Below are 19217 nucleotides of genomic sequence, written 5' to 3' on the forward strand. Positions count from 1 at the left end.
TTAGTGTTTTATAATTCTTTTTTGTTTTTTATAATTATAAAGTGTTGGAATTCACCAAAACTTAGCTTTTCATGAGAAAACTTTACCTGTTCTTTTACATGTTTTTATTTTTGTTTTTCCTGGTGCTGTTATTGCCGGCGTCATCCTCTTTTGCGCAAACCAGTATCAGTATTGGCACGGGAACTACGGGCAATTCCGGTACTACTTATCCTTGCCCATTGCAGGATTATTTTGAAGGTAGTCGTATGCAATATCTTTACAGGGCTACGGAGTTGACTGCCGCGGGTATGACTGCCGGCAGTATTTCCAATGTTAAATTCAATGTAACTGCGCTTAATGGCGCCACCAAGATTGAAAATTATTCAATCAGGATCGGTAGTACACTTGCTTCGTCTTTAACCGATACCAATTGGGTCGCAGTAACAGGCCCGGTGTATGGTCCTATTGACTATACACCTGTTGTAGGGTTAAATACATTTATTTTTTCTGCACCGTTTATGTGGGACGGTTCCAGTAATATTATTATAGAGGTTTGTAACGGGTCTCCCAACGCTCCTTCGGTTACAACCTTTTCTAATAACCCTACTGTGCCCTGGACTACAGGTTTGTCCTTTAACGGGTCGCATACCTTTCGGGTAGACGGAACGGTGGGGCCATTTTGTGATACAACGGCTACAATAAATAATGGGACGCAAACAACGCGTCCCAATATTATTTTTACCTGGCAGGCATTTGGAGGCTGTACTATTCCACCTGTAGGAGGAACTGCTGTCAGGCTGCCTTTAGGAAACGTTTGCGAGAATACCCAGGTAGCGTTAACGCTTAGTGGTAACAGTTTAGGTGGAGCGCAAACTTACCAGTGGCAGAAGTCGGCTACATCGGGAGCCGGGTTTACGGATGTGGGAAGCCCCGGTACTGTACCTGGTACTACAGTGACTGCTACCATTGGTACTTCCTATTACAGGTGTGCTGTATCCTGTGGCGGCAGTACGGCGTATTCGGCAGAGGTTACGGTTGTGGGTATCCCTGCATTGCCAACAGGTAATTATACGATCAATTCCGGCAGCCCAACCGGCGGCAATAATTTCAACAGCTTTAACGCCGCAATAGCAGCTATGTCCTGCGGTATAACCGGACCCGTTACGTTTGATGTAACTACCGTGGGGGCTGTTTATAATGAACAGGTTATCATTCCAGAAATATTAGGTGTTTCTGCTACAAATACAATTACTTTTAAGGGCAATGGCAATACGCTTGAGTTTGTTGCAACTGCTTCGGGACAACGTGCCACGCTTAAGCTCGACGGGGCAGATTATATTACTTTTGATAGTCTTAATATTGTTGCTGCTGCGACCACTTCTTCCCAATACGGCTATGGCGTGCAGCTTATCAATAATGCAGATAATAATACTTTCAACAGGTGTAAGATCACTTCTCATCCCAGCTTTACCTCAACCAGCTTTGCCGGCATAGTAGTAAACTCTATCGCTACGGGGGCAACTACATCAGGTGCTACGTTATGTGATAATAATACTTTCAGTAATAATATTATTTCCGGTGGCTACTACGGTATTACACTTGTGGGTGGTTCATCGGATGCTATTGCTGGAAACAAAATTACCGGCAATACCATCCAGGATTTTGAATATTACGGTATTTACTCGACTTACTCCAATGGAACACTTATACAAGGTAATCATATTGCGCGACCGAATCGTATTGCCACCAATGCGTTTAATGCTGTTTATCTTGGTTCAGGTGTGGTGGGAGTTAACGTGCTGGCGAACAGGATATACGATCCTATGGGGGGCAATAATAGTTCTACGGATATTATGTATGGTATCAGATTCGACGGCGCCGGCGGCACTTCTGCGGCCCCGAATACTGTAGCTAACAATATTCTCTATGACTTTAATGGGGCGGGTGCCATTTATGGCCTTTATACTACCGCCTCGCCTTACACCCGCTTTTATCATAATACTGTTTCTCTTGATAATGCCAATAATAATTCGTCGGGGCTAACAAGAGGATTTCATGAGGGGACCTCAGCTACAGGTGTTGAGCTTAAAAACAATATCATTACAATTTCAAGAGGCGGTGGAGGTACTAACTATGCTATATATATACCTACGGGTAGTACCCTGGTTTCTGACTATAATAATCTTTATATAGTTGCCGGTGGAAGTAATGCCATTGGATACAGGGGATCTGCTCTGACTGGTTTGTCGGATTGGCAGAATGAAACCGGTTTGGATAAACTATCGGTATCTATAAATCCTCAGTATACGGCTCCGGGATCAGGTAATTTTCTGCCGGGAGCTGCTCCCGCATGGGACAATCTTGGTGATCCTGTGGGTATAGCTAACGATATAAACGGGGCTTTAAGAAGTACTTCTGTTCCTGATCTTGGTGCATATGAAAATGCTATTAGTGTATGTACCACGCCGCCTGTAGCGGGAGATGTGTTGGGAAGTTCAACTATCTGTAAAAACCAGGCGTTTTCAATTTCACTAAGGAATGGTACGGCCGGATCGGGGCAAACCTATCAATGGCAGTCTTCCGCTGATAATATTACTTTCACCAATATACCAGGTGCAACAAGTGTGAAGTATGCGACTACACCTCCGTTGGATGATAGCTTGTTCTATCGTTGTGTGGTGACTTGTAATGGTATGTCATCGGTTTCGGATACCCTTAAGGTGAATTTCTTCCTTTGTTATTGTAGTTCTGTTCCAACATATACCGCAGATACGGAAATTTTTAATGTTACGCTGAACGGAGCTTCTAACAGCTCTACCTGTGATGTCGTAGCACCGGGACAGGGCTCTATTCTTGCCAGGTATTCCAATTTTTATCCCAACGGTCCTCTTACAACCTTAGTGCAGGGCTCAACAGTTCCTTTTAGTGTGCTGCACGAAGACTGCACGCCTAATATTTACTATAATGCGGCATGTGCTATCTGGATAGACTTTAACAGGGATGGGGATTTTGAGGATGCGGGAGAAAAGGTTTTTGTAGAGAATGCAACAGTGCTGGGACCTCGTTTGATTAATGGTAATATATCAATACCGCTTGGTGCGGTGCCAGGTGTTACGGGTATGCGCATTATACTGGCGGAAGGTTATTCTGGTGCTGATCTGAAGCCTTGTATGAGTTATGCTTATGGCGAAACAGAAGATTACTTTGTTACTATAAAGGCGGCTGAACCTTGTGTTGGTATTCCAACGGCGGGAGCTGCAACTAGTTCCAAAAACTTTGTGTGCCCTGGTGAAACATTCGACCTGACAATCACCGGTACTCCGATTGCAACCGGCCTTACCTATCAATGGCAACAATCTTCAGATAATGCTACCTGGACTAACATTTCCGGGGCAAATTCGACACAGCTTCAATTAACCCAGCAGGTGACTACTTACTACAGGTATATCATCACTTGTGTTAACGGCGGTGCTTCTACCAACGCCCCATCTGTACTGATTTCCTCTCCGGGAATAGTGTCAGGGAATTACTCTATTAATAATGCTGTGCCGACCGGTGGTACTAATTTCCGCTCGTTTAACGATGCCTACGATTTTATCAAGTGTGGCATCAATGGCAGTGTTACGTTTAATGTTGAGCCAGGCAGCGGGCCTTATAATGAACAGCTGATCATGAAGCCAATACCGGGCGCTTCTGCTGTCAATACAGTTACATTTAATGGTAATGGAGCCACTATCAGTTACCGTTCTATCAATAATACGGAGAGGGCTGTTATTAAACTTGACGGGGCCGATCATATTATTTTCGATAGCCTGGTAATTTCCGCTTCCGGGTCTTCTTCTGCCGAATATGGATTTGGTGTGCAGTTAATTAATAATGCAGATTCAAATATTGTAAGAAAATGTATTGTAAATATTAATACCAGCTCTACTTCAAGCAACTATGCAGGTATTGTGATCAGTGCTTCGGCTTCTTCGGCAACGTCCAGCGGAACTGCATCGGCGTGTGATGGCAACTTGTTTGAAGGTAATACTATCACAGGTGGCTATTATGGCTTTACCATGGTAGGCGGCTCAGGAACTGGTATGGTTTCGAACCGGTTTATTAATAATACTATTAAGGAGTTCTATTATTATGGCATTTACCTGGCTTATCCGACAGCCAGTCTTATACAGGGAAACTCCATCAGCAGGCCCGGACGTTCCACGATTTCCTCTTTCTACGGTATTTATCTTACAAGTGGTGGCACTAAAGATACTATTACCGGAAATCGCTTATTCAATACGATGGGTAGCAGCAAAACGTCAACGAGCAGCCAGTACGGTATTTATGTTGATGGATGTGATGCCACGACAGCTGACCCTGTAATTGTATCCAATAACCTTCTATATAATTTTAACGGTTTAGGTGAAATAAGAGGACTTTATAACTATAGCTCTGATAATATTCACTACTTGCATAATACCATTTCTTTTGATAACATTGCGAATATTTCAAATACAGCAACTGCTGGTTTTTATCAGAACATTTCTGCAACAGGCCTTCGTTTTAAAAATAATATTGTTACTGTGCTTCGTGGCGGTGGTGGCGATAATTATGCTGTTAACCTGCTTATAGCCGGTTCAGCCATTGATATTGATTATAATAATTATCTCCTGGCCGATTCTGCGACCAGTTTTGTAGGCATACTGGGAACTACGAAATATAAGAATCTTATTGACTGGAAGAATGGAACTGTACATGATGATCATGCTGTTTCATTTAATCCGGAGTACCTGGATCCGAATGGAGGTGATTACAGACCTATGAGTAATTTACTCGATAATATGGGTACGCCTGTTAATGTCAGCGTTGATATTAATAAAGATGCCCGGAGTACTACTACGCCTGATATAGGGGCTTATGAGTACCTGGCAGTGGCTTGTCCTAATCCGCCTGTTCCTGGTACTGTGGTATCGTCATTGAACCCTGCCTGTCTTAATGTGCCATTTACATTGGGAATAGAAGGAGGGGTGACAGGCTATGGTCAAACCTACCAGTGGCAGTCTTCATTGAATAATACTGATTGGAATAATATACCAGGAGCAACTGGCAGGTCTTTAACTACTACACAAGGACAGTCTACTTATTATCGTGTAATTTATACTTGTGGGGCTGGTGTGCCGTCTGCTTCTTTCCTGCTTACGACTCCAAGCCTAGTATCGGGTAATTTCACTATTGATAAGTCATTGCCAAGCGGTAACCGCAACTTCCAGTCCTTCAACGAAGCTTATAACGCTTTGAGGTGTGGTATCAACGGGCCGGTTGTGTTTGATGTGAATGGAACCGGTGTCGTATATACGGAACAATTGACGATGGGGCATATTGAAGGAACTTCTACGGTAAATACTATCACCTTTAACGGAAATGGCGCTACTATCCGCAATGCTTCGATCAACAGCGAAGAAAGAGCTGTTATAAAACTGAATGGCGCCAAACACATCATATTTGACAGTCTTATCCTTGATGCTAGAAGTGGTGATTATGGATATGGGGTTCAGTTGATGAATAATACCGATTCGAATGTTGTGAGGAGGTGTATTATTAATATTTCTCAAACAGCTACAACCGATGCACATGCCGGTATTGTAGTCAGCGGATCTGCTTCTGATGCTGTTGCTACAGGGTTGGTATTAACTGATGATAATATATTTGAGTATAACAGGATTAATGGCGGTTACTATGGTATAACGCTGGTTGCTTCATTCACGAATGGGGCTAATGGCAGAAATATCATCAGGGGAAATACCATCAGAGATTTTTATTCTACGGGTATTTATGTGGCGGGAAGCTATGGTACTATTATAGACAGCAATAGTATCAGCCGTCCTAACCGGGCCGATGTGGGTGAGTTCAGGGGCATATTATTTACCACTCAAAAGAATGCCGGGTGTTTTGTTACCAGGAACCGTATTTCAAATCCTTACGGATCTGCTGAAACCAGCACTACGGACTTTTATGGTATCAATTTCAATAACTCTGATGGATCAACGGGTAACCCGGCGTATAACGAAAATACGGTGAGTAATAACCTGATCTATGGCATCAACGGACAAGGAGCCTCTTATGGTATTATGAATACCAGCTCTGACTATACTTATTACTTCCATAATACAATTGTTCTTGATAACCTGGCTAACACTTCATCAAAAGATAGCAGAGGCTTCTACCAGACCACTGCGGCAGCAGGTTTGTATTTTATGAATAACCTGGTGTCGGTAACAACAGGTGGTACTGGTTCTAAGTATTGTGTTTACCTGAATAACCTGATACCTCTGGGAATGGATTATAATAACTATTATATGAACGCAGTGGGAGGCAGCAGTTATGTGGGGTATTATAGCAGCAGCCGCAGCAGGCTTGCGGACTGGGTTCAGGCTACAGGTGTGGATGTTGCATCTGTATCGACTATCCCTGCGTTTGTGAATCCTTCCGGAGGTGATTATACACCAGGAAATGCCGGATTAAACAATAAAGGTATTTTCGCCGGTATAACCAATGATATCGTCAATAAGCTCAGAGATACCAATACTCCTGATATTGGTGCTTATGAGTTTACGCCTCCGCCATGTACTGTGCCACCGGTAAACGGACATGTGCTGATATCTCCGCTCAGCCTGTGTCAGAACAAGCCGCTATACTTAAGTATGGATATCAGCGCTTACGGAGAAGGGCAGACCTTCCAGTGGCAAACAGCTACTCAGGAGGCAGGACCATACAAGAACCTGGGAAATCCGATGAAGGTGGCGGATACTACTATTAGTTCAGATACAACACTTTATTTCAGAGTGGTTGCATCCTGTGGCACTTCATCCGTGTTCAGCGATACCATACATGTGGTGGTGAATCCTGCGCTGAGGGGTGGCACTTATAGTATTGATAAGAATACGCCTACCAACTATATTCCCGGACAGGCAGGCGGTAACTTTAATTCTTTTGCTGCTGCGAAAAATGCCATGGGATGTGGTATTACCGGCGGGCCTGTTGTCTTTAATGTGGCTCCGAACTCCGGGCCTTACAATGAAAAGTTATTACTGGATAGTATACCGGGTGTATCTGCTATAAATACTATTACGTTCAACGGCAACGGAAATACTATTACAGCTAATAGCACCACGTCTTCCGATAGGGCGGTCATAACGCTAAGGGGAGCTGATCATATCACTTTTGACAGTCTGGTGATCAATACCGGAACCGGAACTTATGGTTATGGTGTGCAGTTGCTTAATAATGCAGATTCCAATACATTCCGCAGGAACACTATTGTAAGCTCGCTTACCGCCACCAATACGAACTATGCAGGTATTGTGGTGAATGCTACAGATGCAGGGCCTACAACAACGGGTAATACTTTGTGTGATGGTAACCTGTTTGAACGGAATACGATTTCAGGCGGCGCATTTGGCATTACCCTGGTGGGTAATACAACGGCAGCAGGATTTATTGGTAATAACAGGGTTATTGATAATACGATTTCCGATTTCTATACCAGCGGTTTATATCTTGCGGGAACCGTTAATACTATTGTTGATGGCAACAATTTTACCAGGTTAAACCGTGCTAACAGCGCTGCTTCTGCACATGGTATTTATCTTACCAGCGCACCAAGCAACAGGCTGAAGATCAACGGAAACAGGTTCTCGCATTTTACAAAGGATATGCCTGCCGATAACATCGCCTGCTACGCAGTATATCATAATGCTGTAGATGCTGGTACGGGTAACGAAGATACCGTAAGCAATAACCTGATCTATGGATTTGAAGGCGCTGGTGCATTGTACGGATTCTATAACGACAATGCCAATAATGTTCGTTACTATCACAATACGATTGCTTTTGATAATACGGTTAGCACTACTGCTGCTGTTACGGCAGGTTTCTATCAAACGGGAACAGCTTCCGGTATTGCGTTCAAAAACAATATCGTAACAATCACGAGGGGAGGAGCCGGTAATAAATTTGGTATTTACCGGTCTGCAACTGCCAGTGAAATAGAGTCTTCGAACAATGATCTGTATATATTGGGAGCCAACAGCTATGCAGGTTATGCCAATGGGGCCAGCCGTAAGACGATAGCAGAGCTTGCGTTTGTGACCGGACAGGATTTGCAGACGGTATCCCAGAATCCTTTGTACACCGATTCGGCAGTGGGAGACTTTAAGCCCCAGCTTGCGCTTATCGATAACCTGGGTACGCGCGAAGGCATTACTGTGGATTTCAACAAAACTTCCCGCAGTACTACTACGCCGGATATAGGTGCTTACGAGTTTACGCCGTTGCCATGTGCCTCTCCGCTTATAGCAGGCACTGCAGCAGTAACGCCAGCCTCCGGATTGTGTCTTGAAATGCCTATTCAGTTAAATATTACAGGGCATTCTCCGCTTGGATCGATAACATTCCAGTGGGAGGCTTCTGCTGATGGTGCTGCAGGCTGGAAAGCCATCAGTGATGTCAGGTATTTCCCAACATTTGATACGGTGACTGCTGTTAACTCCTATTATCGCGCCAGGGTAGAATGTGGCGGTACGGTAGTGTACACTAATGTGGTTAATGTTTCGCTGAACAATATTCTGCCCGCTGGTACTTATACTATCGATAACAGTACGCCACAGACATATGTTCCTGGTGTGGCGGGCGGTAACTTCACATCTTTTAACGCAGCTGTTACGGGCATGTTATGTGGAATAGGAGGTAAGGTTGTGTTTGATGTTCGGCCAGGCACTAACGGTGTTTATAATGAACAAGTGAATATTCCTTATATCCCGGGTACATCTGCCGATGCTACGGTTACTTTCCGGAGTGAAAATGCAAACCCGGCTTCCGTTAATCTGAGTTATGCTGCTACTACGGCTGATAACTATACATTGAAGCTGGATAGTGTTAAGAACTTTATCTTCAGGGACCTTACTATCTCTGCTACCAATGCAGCCGCAGGCCGTGCTATTGTGTTTACACGTGGGTCGTCATCCGATAGCCTGCTTAATAATGTGATAGCATTGCCGGTTGTGTCTGCGTCGTCGCAGGCGGCAGTAGGTGTACTGGTAGAGACCGATAAAGGAAGCGGGCTGGTAATCAAAGGGAATAAAATTCACAACGGATTAAACGGTGTGTCTTTCTCGGGAAGCTCCAATACTTCACTTAGTGGTTTGCGTCATGTAATTGACGGCAATGAAATAGAAGGTACTTACTCGCATGCGGTCAGGGCAGCATTCGTAAACAGGATTACGATTACCAATAACACGATAGCTTTAACCGGTACGCATGTTTCAAATACTGCTGGTATTTATACGAACTATGCCGATTCTCTTTCTAGAATAACAGGTAACGTAATTAATATCAATGGTGCTACCGGCAATGCTGTTCATGGCATCTATATCTTCAATACGCGTGCGATCGCTGAGAGTGACTCTGCGATTGTTGCAGGTAACAGGGTTGTTGCCGGGGCTAATAATACAGATTCTGTTTATGGTGTTACTATTACGGCATCTAAAGGTGTTCAGGTCGTAAACAACGTCGTTGCACTGAATAGTGCCGGTGAAATTGCTTATGGTCTTTATAGCCTGGCAAACAATGGTGCCATTAATTTCTATAACAACACCATTAATATCCTCTCTGCTTCTTCTAAAGGGTATGCAGGATATTTTTCTCAAACTGCCACCGCTTCGTTGAATGTGCGCAATAATATCTTCTCTAATAAAGGCGGAGGTAAAGCCTTGTTTGTAAATAATCCAGGGCTGTTCACCGCCGACTATAATATGTTGTACTCAACTGGTGCTGTACTTGTGCAGGTTGCCACCGGTACGACACTTGAATTTGGAACACTGGCTGAATGGAAAAATGTCTGGAACTGGGATGCCTCTTCTATAGGCTTTGAGCCTGCTTTTGCAGACAATGCGACATTGAAGCCCGATTTGAATAATCCGGATGTATGGGCTATGCATGGCCGTGGTACCCAGATTGCCGGAAATAGCTATGATTTCGATAATCAGCCGCGGGTGGAAAACAGGGTGAACGGGGTGCCGGATCTGGGAGCATACGAGTTTTACCCGGTAGCTCAGCCTTCAGTATTACTGGCAACACCGGCAACGCCTGCACCTGATATTACCCAGGTATTCAGTTACGGTACTGATACGGTTATGAGAATAAAGTGGGGAGCAACAGTACCTTCTGGTGTTGCTGTACGCAGGTTCTCTGGTGTGGCGCCGTCCGGCCTTCCGCCAGCAACCGACTCTATGTTCTTCTATACTCAGGTGGAAGTACAGGGTACCAATGACCATATATTCGATGCCAAATTATACTATGTAGATTCCTGGCAGGGATCTATCCCCAACCAGAATAAACTTGGTTTAGGCAGAACGACTGCAGCCAATGCATGGGTAGTGGGTGCTACAAGCCGTATTGATGTAAGGAAGAAGGAAATTGGCCAGGATGCCATGCTTTACATGGATAAGTTTACGGGGCTCGTGAATCCTTTTGCCCAGCCGGAAGAAGAGGATAGCAGTTCTAACAGGGGTAAAGATTTCTGGATTGGCTATCAGCGGACGAATGGGTTCCTGTATACGACACCAGGAAGTACTTATGGTGGTGACCAGGTCATGAATATCTACATGGGAGCTGGTGATGTGCCTGCAAATGTAACTATAAGCATAGAAGGTAATTCGGGTACTGCATGGACAAGAAACTATTTTGTTCCAGCCAATACAGCATTGACAAGTGACGAAATGCCCAAAACAGGAACAGAAGATGCGAGATTGTTTATGGAAGGTATGTACGCGAAAAAAGGCATTCATATAACCAGCGATGTTCCTATTGTGGTGTATGCGCATATTTATGAAAGTACAAACTCTGGCGCAACCATGTTAATGCCAACATCGGTTTGGGGATATGAATACTATACACTAAGCTCAAGGCAAAACTATACACCAGATTCTTATGCAGCATTCCATATTGTTGCCCAACATGATAGCACCTGGGTGGAAATCAATCCGTCCAAGCCAACCTTTAATGGATGGCTGCCTAACGGGGGAACCCGTGCTAACGGCAGCTACCTGGTGAAACTGAATAAGGGAGATGCTTACCAGGTGTTGGGCGCCAATATAGGCGGAGACGAAGGGCAGGATCTGTCTGGCAGTTATGTGAAATCTGTAGGTAATGCACAGGGTGAATGTTTCCCGATAGGTGTATTTGCGGGTAGTACCAGAACAGCTATTGGTTGCGGTACCAGTCCGGGTGGTAGTGGCGATCTTATTATTCAGCAGGTATTCCCTTACCAGGCCTGGGGTACCAAGTATGCCACTGCGCCTACAAGCATGATTGCAGGACCTTCTGCCGCAACATTGATGACCAATGTGTACAGGGTGATGGTAAAAGATCCTACAACCATAGTGAAACGAAATAATACTGCACTGCCGCTTTCAAGCCTGATTAATAACAAATACTACCAGTTTGAAAGCAGCGCCGGTGACTACATTGAATCTGATAAACCGATATTGGTTGCACAGTTTATGTCTTCTGAAGGCCAGTGCGGCGTAGCAGGGTATACAGATCCGGAGATGTTCTATCTCAGTCCTGTACAGCAGGCTATTAAGAGAACGCAGTTCTACAGAAATAATCTGGATGATATTGATAACAACTTTATCACCCTGGTTATTCCAACAGAAGGGCTTAATACGCTTCGTATCGATAATGTAAGTTATCTCACTTATCCGGCGGCAGAGCGTTATGTATACAGCCATCCCAACCTGCCCGGCTATTCTGTGGTTACTAAAAAATGGGCGGCTGGTTCCGGATCCAGTACAGTAGAAAGTGAAATGCCGTTCACGGGCGTTGTATATGGATTAGGCAGCGTAGAAAGCTATGGTTATAATATTGGAACATTGGTGAAAAACCTGAATAACCTCAGCAGTGTAAATACTACGTTCAATACCGGGGCAAACCCAACTGATTATACTTGTAAGGGTAGTCCGTTCAAAGTAAAAATCATGCTGCCGATACCGCCTACCTCCATTAAGTGGGAATTGAGCAAGGTGCCTAATCTTTCGCCGAATAACGATACGACAATAACAAATCCGGTGGCGACTGATACTGTAGAGGTGGACGGGGTGACCTATTATGGTTATACACTTCCGAAAGACCTGTTGCTGGATACGGTAGGTATTATTCATATCCCGGTTCAGTATACGTCGCCACTTATTGAAAAATGCTCCAATACAGCAACGGGGGTTGTGGTGGTGCAAATTTTACCGGCTCCTGTAACGGATTTCTCTATAGCCTTCCCAGGCGGCGGAGCAGAAGCCTGTGTGGGTACATCAGGAACATTTACCGGTGATATTGTTACGGAAAATGGTATAGCCCTGAATCAATGGAACTGGACCTTCCCTGTTGATCATAAGGTTTCAGGCAGAACCCAGTCCTATATTTTTGCCGATGCCGGCACGCATGCCGTGAAGCTGGAAGGTATAACGGCGGATGGTTGTGTATCGGATACTGCCAAGAATGTTGTTATACATCCAAGGCCTGTAGTTGTAATTACACGCGACAGTCTGCCTACCTGTACCGGAACGGCTGTAACCTTTACTATTGATAATCCGGAAGCAGGAGCTACCTATAATTGGTACGATGCGCCAACGGGAGGAACACTGAAAGGTAGTGGTGTAAGCTTTACGCCTGATGTGAATACGGTACTGCCTGCGACTTTCTATGCAGAAGGAGTATCAGGCGCATCATGTGCCAGTGTTGTACGGAAAAAGGTAACGGTGTATCATGTAGATATGCTGGCTAAACCAATAGTCGCAGCTACGGCTACGCCATTTGTAATCACATTCACCTGGACCGCTGTAACCGGTGCAACCGCTTATGAAGTGTCTCTCGATGGTGGCGTAACCTTTATAACGCCAAGTTCCGGATCAACAGGCTTAACGCATGTGATTGAAGGACTGGCGCCGTTTACTGAAAAATCGCTGATTGTAAGAGCAACAGGCGTGGCGACTTGTCAGTCTGTAAATTCCGATGAGTTGAAGGCTAAAACTGTGAGTGATGAAGTGTTTGCGGCCAATGCTTTCACGCCTAATGGAGATAACAAGAACGATGAGTTTAAAGTATATGGATATACTATTAAAGAAATGAAGTTCGTAGTGTTTAACCAATGGGGTGAAAAGGTAGCTGAAACTGTTAACCCGTCTATGGATGCCAATGGTGCTCACATAGTTTGGGATGGCAGGTATAAGGGCCAGTTTGTTTCATCGGGTGTTTACATGTATGTAGCTCAGATAACCTTACAGAATGGTAATAAGATAACCAAAAAAGGATCTATTAACCTCATCAGATAAGTTCAGTTCTGTTGTATAAAACATAAAAGGAATTCCGGACTTCCATCTTATACATGGAGTCCGGAATTATCCCTGATATAGTGTTGTTGTTAATACCATATACTGTTTATGAAATTCACAATTATTTTTTTTACAGCTGTATTCTGCTTTTGTGTTGCAGGGAAAACTCAAAACGTTACCAATAGAGGTATGGAGTTTTGGGTAGGTTATGGCCATCATCAATACATGGAAAAAAATTGTGATGGTACGGGCAACGAACCCAATGATATGAATATGGTGTTGTATTTAAGTGCTGAAGAAGCTGCTGATGTGGTGGTGACTATAGATAGTAGTTCCTTGTTTCCCGGCAGCTGGTACAGGAAAACCTTTCATATTCCGGCCAACACCGTTATCAGTACCCAGGTTATTCCAAAGGGGATTTTGGATGCGCTAAATGCGGTTGATGCTAACTACGATGCACGTCTTATTGCCAATCCTCCGCCAGTTGGGACTGGTGGCGAGCAGGCATTCAATAAAAAAGGAATTCATATTGTAAGTCTTAATAATCCTATTGTGGCTTATGCACATATATATGGGAATGTAGCTTCCGGCGCAACCATGCTTATGCCGGTGACTGCCTGGGGATATAATTATACTGCAATGAATTCTCAGCAATATGACGCACCGAAATCTTATTCCTGGATGTATGTTATTGCCAAAGAAAATAACACCAAAGTGGAAATTATTCCTTCTGTGCTTACCAGGCTAGGTAAGCAGCCTAATGTGCCTTTCACTGTTGAACTTGAAAAAGGGCATATTTATCAATTGGTGGGAGATGCTGATTGTAGTACGGGTAATGGTGTTGAACTTACGGGTACAACCGTCAGGTCTATAGCCGGAAGGGATGGGGAATGTCATGCTGTTGCAGTATTCTGCGGTTCCGGGCGCACTATGGGCGAGATTACAGAATGTGGCGTAGGTGGCGGACGCGATAATGATATCCAGCAATTGTTCCCGGAACAGGCCTGGGGAAAAAGGTATTTTACTGCTCCCTTTTCAACTTCCGGTAGCGCATCTCAATTTCAAACCAGCGTATATAAAATTCTTGTCAGAGACCCTGCTACTGTTGTAATGAAGAATGGTGTTCAAATTCCTACTTCTACACTTATTAAAAATAAATTCTATCGCTTTAAAAGCAACACTGCCGATGTTATTACTGCCGATAAGCCTATTATGGTGGGGCAGTTTATGGGGCCTTCGAGTTCCGGCTGTATTACGGGAGGCGATGGTGATCCCGAGATGGTGTATCTAAGTCCTGTAGAGCAATCCATTAAACAGATTGGCTTTTTTAGAAATACCTTACAGAATATAAATCGGAACTTTGTTACGCTTATAGTGCCGGATGCAGGCATGCAAACGCTGAAGATAGATGGCTCCTCTATATTTTCTCATACCTATGCGCATAGCGCTCCGGGATACACAGTAGTTGTAAAATCATGGCCTGCTGCTCAAGCCCAATGTATTGTTAAGTGTGATGAGCCGTTTACAGGGATTACTTATGGACTGGGGGGGGCAGAGAGTTATGCTTATAATGCAGGCACCTATGTTAATAACCTCAACGGCCTGGCGGATATGCATAATGTTGCTGACGAATCTAATGGCGGTAGTAATAGTCATGCTTTTACCTGTAATGGGTCTGAAGTGGAGTTGTCTATCCTGGTGCGTTACCAGTTAACCAAAATGGTTTGGAAAATAGGTGATCTTGGTACAAAGATTTTTCCCAATCTCGATGTTACAATAGATCCTGCGTCGGCGGTGTATAAAGGTACAGTCACCAAGCTGGGTGTTACCTATCATAAATATACCTTGCCGCAAAACTATACTTTTACGCAGGCTGGATTGCATTATGTGAGAGTATTGTGTACCAGTCCTTCCTTAACTGAAAACTGCAACAATACGGAAGAGTTTTATCTGGGCTTTGAAGTAAAGCCTACACCTGTTGCAGATTTTACCTATACCAATCCTACCAACTGCATACGCGATATTACTTCCTTCACCGGGCCTGCTGCTACGGACCTTTCCAATGTGCAGAAGTGGGAGTGGACATTCCCCGGCCCAGGCGGTTCTACTGTTACAGAATCCGGAAAAGATGTCAACCACAGTCTTGATGTCGGGGCTAATACTGTAAAACTAAAAGTTGTTTCTGAAGAGGGTTGTGTAGCCAGTGTTTCCAAGCAAATAAACCTGCTGGCGCCACCTGTAGCTACTTTAACTGCCAATCCTACGGCTATTTGTGAAGGAGCTTCCGCTGTATTTACACCGGCTGCCTCCTATGGCGGATCCGCTCCTGTTAACCGTTATTACTGGAAACTGGCAGATGGAACGGAGAAGCTACTGACAACACCTGATCCGCAAACTTCCGTATTCAACGATGCGGCAAATCCTATAGTAAGAATGGCGGCAGGGGTTAGCGAAAAGTGTATGAGCGATACTGTTGACAAAGCGATTACCGTATACAGTAAACCGAAGGTCGTTATTACTTACCCGGAAGGTTGTTTGCCTGCAAATGGGCAGGTTGTGTTTACTAATACGACAAGTGTGCCGGATGCGCAGACACTGGTGAGTCACTCCTGGGATTTTGGTGATGCGGCAGCTACGCCTTCCAATCCAAATACATCAACAGAGGTAAGTCCCTCTCACCTGTATACCTCTTTTGGTAATTATAATATTACCTATAGCGTAACAACTTCACAGGGATGTGTGGAGAATACTGTGATCAAAGCTTCATTTAATGTTTCTCCGATAGTTGATTTTCCGGCAACATTTGCATCGGTATGTGAAAATGTTGCGGCTTATTCTATGGCGGTAGCAACAGTTACAAACGGTGTGTCCGGAGCTTTTGCCTATTCCGGTCCAGGTGTGAGCAGTAATGGAATGTTTGATCCTGCAATTGCCGGTGCCGGTACGCACCAGGTTGTTGCTACATTTACTTCTTCAGGTAATTGTGTTGTGTCTAAAACTGCTACGGTCATCGTAAATGCGAGTCCTGTTGTTGGGTTTGCTATTCCTGCCGGAGGATGTTTGCCTTCAGATGGTCAGGTTACTTTCGACAATACTTCATCGATAAGTACGAATGAAGCCCTTTCGTGGTCGTGGAATTTTGGCGACGCTTATGCATCGCCAGGTAATGAAAATACTTCTGCTGCATTTGAGCCGGTTCATAAGTTTGCTGATGGAACTTATAATATATCTCTTACTGCAACGGCAGCTTCGGGTTGTACCGCTACTAAAACTACTGCTACAGTATTGAGCGTTACGCCAGTGGTGGATTATCCTTCTTTGGCTGCCGTTTGTGAAAATGTGGCCGCCTTTAGTATTGCTACTGCTACTGTTAATGGCAGCGTTGTGTCAGGAGGAGCTTATTCAGGAGCAGGTGTTGATGCCAGTGGTAGTTTTAATCCTGCATCTGCAGGAGCTGGCACACATACTGTAACCTATACCTATACTACAGCAGGGGGCTGTCAGGGACAGGATAATAGCAGTATTACAGTATATGCCCGTCCACAGGTTGATTTCGCCGTCACAGCCAGTGTTTGCAGGGGAGAAACGATCAGGATTACCCCTGGTTCACCTGCGGGAGTTGCTGCCTGGAACTGGAAATTCGGTAATACCAATACCAGCTCTGCTAATAACAATAATGCATTTAATGCGCCGGCACCAACTACTGCAGGGCCTTATTCAATTGAGGCAGTAACGGTTAACTCGCAGGGATGTCTTAGTGTTCCGCTTACCAAGACGGTAGAAGTACACCCGCTTCCGGTACCATCCTTTACCAAGCCAACGAAAATATGTTTCCCTGGCGCGGCGGTCTTTACCAATACTTCTGCAGTAGCCGATAATTCAACTTTAACCTATCGCTGGGATTTCGGTGATGCTTCTACTACGGGAATTACCGAAACTAATCCCGCACATGAATATAAAACTATAGGAAGTTACCAGGTGAAACTTGCTGCTAAGTCTTCGTTCGGTTGCGAGTATACAAGTGTGACTCAAACTGTGAATGATTTTCATCAAAGGCCATCGGCCAACTTTACGATGTCGGCGAGTGAAATATGCCAGGGAGAGACTGTTACTTTTTCTGATGCCACTACTCCGGCCGGCTCGGCTGTTGCGTGGAGCTGGAAAGTGAATGGCAAAGACGATGGCACCGGAAGTCCGTTTGTGAAAAACTGGAAAGATGCAGGTAACCAGGTTATAGCGCTTACTGTAACCAATGCAATAGGTTGTACAGCGGAAAGTGCTGCAAAAAGCCTGACGGTGCATTTGCAGCCGGAAATAGATGCCGGAAGATCTTTTGTTGTTCCTGAAGGCACCAGGATTCAATTTGAAGCTATTGCGAATGCACAGTTGCTTACATTGAGCTGGAGCCCGGCGGCACATCTTTCCGACGCTTCCGTTTTGCGTCCTTTCCTTACGGTTACTGCGGATGAAACATACACCATTACTGCAACGGGCGACAACAACTGTACTGCTTCGGATTACCTGACGGTAAAAATGCTGAAAGAGGTACGTGTGCCCAATGCGTTTACGCCTAATAACGACAGGGTTAATGATCGCTGGGAAATTCCGAACCTGTCGGAATACCCTGGTTCTGTTGTGCAGATCTTTAACCGTTATGGCCAGAAAGTATTTGAATCAAAAGGGTACAGTACGCCCTGGGATGGAAGATCGAATGGTAAAGAGTTGCCTATGGGTACCTACTATTATATCATTAGCCTGGGTGATGGAACGGCTCCTATGAATGGTGCTGTTACCATAATCAGGTAAATATTTTTTAATTGACGAATTTAAAACTGACACAATGAGAAAACAGTGCAGCATCAGAGTAAGGGTGGTGGGAGGATGTCTTCTCCTGGCTTCTTTGCTGGTTTCTTCGGCAGAATTGCATGCCCAGGTCGATCCTCATTTTACACAATACTATGTGTATCCATCCTGGCTCAACCCTGCGTTAACAGGTATCTTTGATGGTAAGTACAGGGCTTCCGCTATTTACAGAAATCAATGGAGTAACATATCCAGCCCTTTTTCTACTATGGGCGCATCCCTGGAGCTTACAACCGAAAAGAACCTTAACGTGGGGCTTAGTGTACTGAACCAGGTAGCAGGTGATGGTGGTTATAATTATACGACTGCTTATGGCAGTGTGGCCTATACAGGTATCCGCTTTGGTGCCAATGAAACGCATAGAGTGGTACTCGGGTTACAGGCAGGCATGATTCAGCGTAAATTCAATCCCTCCAAGCTGGTATTCTTCGATCAGTGGAATCCTGTTACAGGAGGCATGATTCCTACCCAGGAAATGATCTCTGATCCTTCAGCTACTGCGTTTGATGCGGGAGCGGGAGCATTATATTATGATGCGACGCCAGGTAAGAAGGCTAATGTTTTTGCCGGCTTCTCCGCATCCCATATCAATCAGGCCGATAACAGGTTTGCAGCCGTTATTAATGAAAAAATGCCTGTTCGTTATACCATTCATGGAGGCGTGAAACTTTGGTTGAATGAGCAGCTTTCACTTACGCCTCATTTGCTTTACCTGCGCCAGGCAAAATCAGAGGAAAAGGTAATAGGGGCTTATGCACAGTTACGCGCAACTACGGCTACTGATCTGTTGCTGGGCCTTAATTGCCGTTTGAAAGACGCCTTTACGCCTTATGTAGGCGTAACCCATAACAATATGGTGTTTAGTGCCAGTTATGATGTTAATACATCTGATCTTGGTAAAATGGTAAAAGGTACCAATAGCTTTGAAGTTACACTCACATTCTTTGGCAGGAAAAAAACAAAAACCCCGGAAGTGGAATTTGTTTGTCCAAGGCTATAAATAAAAAC

3 protein-coding genes are annotated in these 19217 nt (G+C 44.6%); all 3 read left to right on the plus strand.

Going from position 1 to position 19217, the window contains the following annotated elements; translation table 11 throughout:
• Positions 1–71 precede the first annotated feature (71 nt).
• Complete coding sequence (locus ESB13_RS03230; RefSeq protein ID WP_129001589.1) at positions 72–13346, plus strand: right-handed parallel beta-helix repeat-containing protein; 13275 nt, start codon at positions 72–74, stop codon at positions 13344–13346.
• A gap of 225 nt (positions 13347–13571) precedes the next feature.
• On the plus strand, positions 13572–18152 hold the full coding sequence (locus ESB13_RS03235) for a PKD domain-containing protein (RefSeq protein WP_164974081.1): 4581 nt from the start codon (positions 13572–13574) through the stop codon (positions 18150–18152).
• 34 nt (positions 18153–18186) lie between these two features.
• The gene (locus ESB13_RS03240; RefSeq protein WP_129001591.1) at positions 18187–19209 is read left to right on the plus strand and encodes a PorP/SprF family type IX secretion system membrane protein; all 1023 of its coding nucleotides are present in this window, start codon (positions 18187–18189) and stop codon (positions 19207–19209) included.
• The last annotated feature ends 8 nt before the right edge of the window (positions 19210–19217 follow it).

Source organism: Filimonas effusa (assembly GCF_004118675.1).
GTDB classification, from domain to species: domain Bacteria; phylum Bacteroidota; class Bacteroidia; order Chitinophagales; family Chitinophagaceae; genus Filimonas; species Filimonas effusa.